At 60.9% G+C, this 6,439-nt stretch carries 4 protein-coding genes; 2 read left to right on the plus strand and 2 right to left on the minus strand.

The window, feature by feature from the left end; translation table 11 throughout:
• A partial coding sequence (locus tag VFA16_RS17385; RefSeq protein WP_324969012.1) for an amino acid adenylation domain-containing protein occupies positions 1 to 2,875 on the minus strand: 2,875 nt, incomplete at its 3' end.
• Positions 2,876 to 2,943: 68 nt separating this feature from the next.
• Positions 2,944 to 3,174, minus strand: a complete 231-nt coding sequence (locus VFA16_RS17390; RefSeq protein ID WP_324969013.1) for an MbtH family protein — start codon at positions 3,172 to 3,174, stop codon at positions 2,944 to 2,946.
• Between the two features lie 1,021 nt (positions 3,175 to 4,195).
• Between VFA16_RS17390 and VFA16_RS17395 the strand changes: the two genes are divergently transcribed.
• Together VFA16_RS17395 and VFA16_RS17400 are read left to right on the plus strand one after the other, a co-directional pair.
• Positions 4,196 to 4,678, plus strand: coding sequence for an MmpS family protein (locus VFA16_RS17395; RefSeq protein ID WP_324969014.1), 483 nt, complete (start codon positions 4,196 to 4,198; stop codon positions 4,676 to 4,678).
• The coding region (locus VFA16_RS17400) for an MMPL family transporter (RefSeq protein WP_324969015.1) at positions 4,675 to 6,439 on the plus strand (1,765 nt) is incomplete at its 3' end. The genes VFA16_RS17395 and VFA16_RS17400, both read left to right, overlap by 4 nt.

Consider the following 6,439-nt stretch of genomic DNA (forward strand, 5'->3'; position numbering starts at 1 on the left):
CCAGCAACTCCTCGACCGCATTACTCGGGGCGCGGTAGTGACCGGCGTCGGCGTATTCGGGGGCCGGCAGGGCGCGTTTGTCGAGTTTGCCGTTGACCGTCAACGGCAACGCGTCCAACACCACGATCGCGACGGGCACCATATACGGAGGCAGCCGCTGCGCCAGCGTCTCGCGAATCTGGGCCGGATCGGCGGACCCGGTGACGTAGGCGACCAGGCGTTTGTCGCCCGGGCGCTCCTCGCGAGCGATCACCGCCGCCTGCCGCACCCCCTCCACATCGGCCAGGGCTGCTTGGATCTCGCCGAGTTCAATGCGGTAGCCGCGGATTTTGACCTGCTCATCGGCGCGGCCCAGGTAGTCCAGCTGCCCATCAGCGCGCCAACGCACCAAATCCCCGGTCCGATACATCCGTGTTTCGGCCCCACCAAACGGGCAAGCCACAAACCGCGAAGCGGTCAACGGGCCCCGGCGCCAATACCCCACAGCCACACCGCGGCCCGCTATATACAACTCGCCGACTACACCTGCTGGCACCGGGCGCAACCAGCCATCCAGTACAAACAACGCCGCCCCCGGCACCGGCGAACCAATCGGTGCCCCCCCACCCGGCGTCAACGGCGCACTCATCGCGGCATAAACCGTCGCCTCGGTGGGGCCGTAGGCGTTGATCATCACCCGCCCCGGCGCCCACCGGTCCACCACCTCTGCTGGGCAGGCCTCACCGGCCACCATCAATGCCGTCGACTCCAACCCCTCGGGTGAGAGCACACCCACCGCCGACGGGGTTTGGTTTAAGACGCCGACTCCTTCGGCGATCAGCAACGCCTGCAAGTGTTCTGGCGAGCGAACGACCTCGTCGGGCACCACCACCAGCCGCCCGCCATGCAGCAGCGCACCGAAGATCTCCCAGACCGACACGTCGAAGACCGAAGAATGCCACTGCGACCACACCCCGGCACGCGGCAAGCCGGCAGGCAGCGACTCCAGCAGCTGGGTGACGTTGCGGTGCGCCACAGCCACGCCTTTGGGGACACCGGTAGTGCCCGACGTGTAGATGAGGTAGGCGATGTCCTCAGGCGCCGGCGCCGGGCCCGCTAACGCGATGGCGGGATGGGCGTCGGCAGCCGGGTCATGGACGTCGATGACCGCGACGTCGTGCCCGTCGAGCCTCGGGCGCAGGGCGGTAGTGGTCAACGCGGCAATCGGGGCGGCATCGGCGAGCATGAAGCCGATGCGGGCATCCGGATGTGCCGGATCGATCGGTAAGTACGCCGCCCCGGTCTTGAGTACCGCCAGCATCGACACGATCGCCTCTGCCGAGCGCGAAAACAGAAGTGCTACGCACTCACCCGGTCGCGCGCCGTGGTCAATCAACAAGTGCGCCAACCGGTTCGACGCCTCATCCAGCTCGCGGTAGGTCCACGAAGCCCCACTGCATGTCAGCGCCACCGCATCGGGGGTGCGAGCCACCTGGGCGGCGAACACCGCGGAAACCGACAACGGTGTAGTCGCCGGCTGGGTCAACACCGCCCGGTTACCCCAGGCGTTCAGCTCGGCCTGCTCAGCGATATCAACTAAATCCAACGATGACAGCAGTCGGGCTGGGTCAGTGGTGAGGGCCACCAAGACCTGCTCCAACCGCGCCGCGAGCTCGGAGACTTCGAAATTCGAAAACGGCAGCGCTGCGCCGACGGTGCTGACGAAAAGCTGGTCACCGGCGCCAGAGAAGATCAGGCCAAACCCGCCGACGATGCCGGGGTTGCTATACGACGCTGACGCCGCGGCAGCACCGAAGGACACAGTCGACGTGGAGGGGAGGAAATTAACACTCACCCTATCGGCTAGCTGCCCTGGCCCGCGAAGCTGAGTTCTGCGTTCAAGGGCATGCACGGGAAACCGCTGATGCTCCAGTGCTTCTCGTATTCGCGCGTCAACATACTGGCAAAAATCGGTAACCGCAGTTTCCGGCGCGACCCTCAACACCAGCGGCACAATGCCGGCAACCATTCCGGGAAGCGTCTTTGACTCCGGACGGACTCGCCTGGTTACCGGGAAGTCGAGCACTACCTCTGAGCCCTCGGCGCACCATCCACGCACTAAAAGGGCGCATGCCGCGGTGATGACGGACGATCGTGGCACGTTCCATGCTTCGGCTGATTCTTCAACGCGGCGAACGATCGCAGGGTCCAATTCAACCGGTGCCGACAGCTGATTCGGATCGCGGTCGGTGGGGGCTTTTGACAACCGATTCTGCGGTTCGGTCTCCGCCTGTAAGTTTTTAGACCAATAGGCTTGATCTTCCAGGTAATCATTGGAGGCTTCGTACTCCAACTCGAGGTCGACCAAGTCCTTCAACGAACCGAAAAAGGCAGGAGGAATCGGTGTGCCTGAAACAATTGCGGAGTACAGGCCTGCAATGCGATGGCCGACGAGTAGAATTCCGGTCCCGTCAATAACTATATGGTGGCCCCAGGCGAACAAATAGAATTCATCTGTCCCGGTTCGAAATAACGCGAACCTGAACAGTGGGCCGGTGAAGGGCATCGGCGTGCGCTGGATCGACGACGCTATTCCATGAGCTTGCTCCACCGGATTAGGCTCGGAGCTCACGTCATAGAACGGCAGCTCGATGTCCGGATAATCGATCGGTTTTTGATAAACCTGGCCGTCGACCTCGAAGATGCTGGCCCTGGCCGGTTCCGCCTCTTGTATCGCTCGGCGGATCGCCCACTCAAGGGCATCACGATCTACCGTTCCCTCGATTTTCAGGAAAAGGCCGAGCTGCCATTCCGCGCCGGTGTTGCCCGTTTCCTGCGCGAGCCATATGTCTAGCTGGGCACGCGTTAGCGGAAGCGCGCGGTCATCAAGTTCCATCGGCGGTCTGCGCGTAGGCGGAAGTGCCCTGTCACCAGGTGCCATCAGACTTTCCGAACCCAGACGGTTTAGTTATCAGAAGCCCGGCCCCTCGCCAGCCGCTCGCGCAGACTCTTGGGCCGTATATCGGTCCAGTTTTGCTCGATGTAGTCGAGGCACGCAGCGCGGTCCGCTTCACCGAAAACCACCCGCCAGCCGGCCGGGACATCGGCGAAGGTCGGCCACAGACTGTGCTGCTCTTCGTCGTTGACCAACACGAAAAAGCTGCCATTCTCGTCGTCGAAGGGATTGACGCTCACTAGTTCCCCCTGTTCCCCCAGGCCTATCTAATTGACACCAGTGCAACGGTTCCGAACTATACGTGAGAACAACAAGCTCGGTCCGGGGTTTCGACAAACTCCCTGAACGGCGGCGGGTGCCTGGGTTCTCGCGGTGCGCTGCCGTTACCGTTACGTTGCAAAGGCGATGGTTTATCGTGCCCATTCCCAACGACCGAGGTCGGCCCTTAGAGGACGATGACGTTTCGAGTCGGTTGTGTCGCAAGCGAACACCGCGTCGCTGGATCACCTCGGTGAATCAGGGAGCAGGGGCCGGGAGAGCACCTAGAAGCGGGGACGACGCACTGGCCGTTGAGGCGGGAATGCCGACGTCGAATCGATGTAGGCCCTCCCGTCACCCTGCCAGACACACCTTTGAATATTGAGCCGCGAGCGTGCAAACGGCACACGCAATTCTTTCAAATCTGCTGTCGCGTAGTGCAGTCGCTGACACAAGCCGAACCAGGTGGATCAGGAATCGGGATGAGCGCGAGCATGAAAATCGACGTTCCGTTTGAGTCGGATCTGCGGTTCGTCGGTGAACGCTACCGAGCTCGAGCAACCGCTGCGCTCACCATGGCGCAATCGCGGAGGTCGGCACACTGGCAACGCCAGCCGGTCATGCGCCGCAGCGCGACGCTCAATAGCTGGCGACCGCGGTGGTTGAACGATCGCCTGGCTGGCCACGTGTTCTGAGTACGGCCGCGCTGCAACGTGACGTGCCCCCAGTCCGGGGGTTGCGGACGTCAGCCGACCAATGGGGTGTGCACTGGGTATCGGTACCCTGCGGTCACGTACGTCGCCTGCATTACGATCCCATATCACGCCCATATCGCGTTGCGAACGAGGCGATACGGAGGCCGTCGGCATGGTTTACTCATCAAGATCTAGCCGCGCTCCCAAGGGCGGCGCGGCTTGAGGTGACCGCCGTACGGCGTGCCTGCGACGCGCACACGGAATCGAGGTGCCGTCGTCTGGCGTGTCGCGGCCGACGTGTAGTTGCATGCTCGAGGGGCTCACATGGCGCCAGCTACGAAGACGGAGGGGATTCGCGATTTTCAGCGTTCTGAGGAGATTGTGGATTCCGTTGGTCATACTCGTGGTCATCGCCAGCGGAGGATTCACCGTGACACGGCTCCACAACGTTTTTGGCTCTGAGAAACGCCCCTCGTATGCAGACACCAAAACCAACGACAGCAAGCCTTTTAACCCGAAACACATGACGTACGAGGTCTTCGGACCGCCAGGGACGGTGGCAACCATCAGCTATTTCGACGTCAATGCTGACCCGCGGAGGGTGGATAACGCCCGCCTGCCGTGGTCGTTGGAGTTCGCGACCAGCGAGGCCACGGCCGTGGGAAGTGTCGTGGCGCAGGGCGACAGCAACAGCATCGGCTGCAGGATCGTGGTCGACGGTGAGGTCAAAGCCGAAAAGATATCGAACGAAGTCAACGCCTTTACCTCCTGTTTGCTAAAGAACGGATGATCGGCGAACACATGGCCAGTGAACACACAACGCCACCATTCGCAGCGCGAATGATTCATCGGTTCTCAGTGCCGGTCATCTTGGCGTGGTTGGCGATCGCCTTCATCCTGAGTGCCGCCGTCCCCTCACTGGAGCAGGTGGAGAAAGAACGTTCGGTATCGCTCGCTCCCAGTGATGCGCCGGCGTTCAAGGCATCGACGCGGATCGTTGAGGACTTCAAAGAATCTAATTCCGGCAATGTCGCGGTGGTCGTCTTGGAGGGTCAGCAACCCTTGGGCGACGAGGCCCACCGGTACTACAACGAGTTGATTCGCCAGCTGGAAGCGGATCCGAAGCATGTCACCCACATCCACAATTTCTGGGGGGATCCTCTTACCGCGGACGCCGCGGAAAGCGCTGATAACAAAGCTGCGTATGTCCAATTGGACCTCGCTGGCGAGCCGGGCCAGGCCTCCGGCAACGAAGCTGCCGAAGCTGTCCGGGACATCGTGGGGCGAACGCCCCCGCCACCGGGGATCAAGGTGTATGTCACTGGCCCGGCGGAGATTGCCGCTGACCTAGGCCACAGTGGTGACAGGACCGTCATCACAATCACAGTGTTAAGCCTCGCCGTGATCTGCACTATGTTGTTCCTGGTCTATCGTTCGATTATCACCGTAGTTCTTTTGTTGCTGATGGTCGGGATTGAATTGCAGGTTGCCCGAGGCGTCGTCGCGTTCATCGGCCATCATGCGCATATCGGTCTTACTACATTTGTCGTTAACCTCCTGACGTCCCTGGCTATCGCGGCTGGAACGGACTACGGGATATTCTTTTTCGGGCGATATCAAGAGGCGCGCCAGGCCGGCGAGGATCGGGTAACCGCTTACTACACCACTTACCGCGGGGTCGCCAAGGTTGTTTTGGCTTCCGGCCTGACGATCGCCGGAGCCCTTTTCTGCCTTCGTTTTACTCGGCTGAACGCTTTCTCAGCGCTTGGGATTCCGTGCGCGGTGGGTATGGTCATCGCGGTCGCAGTGGCGGTCACCCTGGTTCCAGCAGTTATCGCCTTGGGTGGCCGCTTCGGTCTGTTCGAGCCAAAGCGCGTAGTCATGGGTCATGGATGGCGGCGGATAGGCACGTCGATCGTCCGCTGGCCCGCGCCAATCCTGGCCGCGGCATTAGCGGTGGCGCTGATCGGCCTATTAGCGCTCCCGGGATACATACCCAGCTATAACGATCAAAAGTATATTCCGAAAGATATTCCCGGCAATCTGGGGTATACGGCCGCGGCGCGCCATTTTCCCGAGTCGCGAATGTTAATGCCGGAGATGCTGTTAATCGAGGCAGATCATGACCTGCGCAATTCGGCAGACATGCTGATACTGAACAAACTGGCGAAGGGCGTCTTCGCGGTTCCAGGCGTGGCCAATGTGCAGGCCATCACTCGCCCCACTGGAGATCCGATCCAACACACTTCGATACCGTTTATTCTCAGCATGGGGCAGGCCAGCCAGCTGCAAAATTTACCGTTCCAGAAAGAACGCATGAAAGATATGCTCAAGCAGGCTGACGAATTGTCGGCGACGATCAGCCTGATGCAGCGAATGTATAACTTGATGCAACAGCTCGCCGGTACCACTCATCGCATGGTCGGCGAAACACATGAGATGGCGGAAATCACCGATGAGTTGCGGGATCACGTTTCGGATTTCGAGGACATGTGGAGGCCCATTCGTAGCTATTTCTACTGGGAAAGGCATTGCTACGACATTCCCATCT

The organism is Mycobacterium sp. (genome assembly GCF_035653355.1).
In the GTDB taxonomy this organism is placed as follows: Bacteria; Actinomycetota; Actinomycetes; order Mycobacteriales; family Mycobacteriaceae; genus Mycobacterium.

Coding starts and splice junctions, on each gene's coding strand:
- VFA16_RS17395 (WP_324969014.1), top strand. CDS start 4,196: ATGCTCGAGGGGCTCACATGGCGCCAGCTACGAAGACGGAGGGGATTC.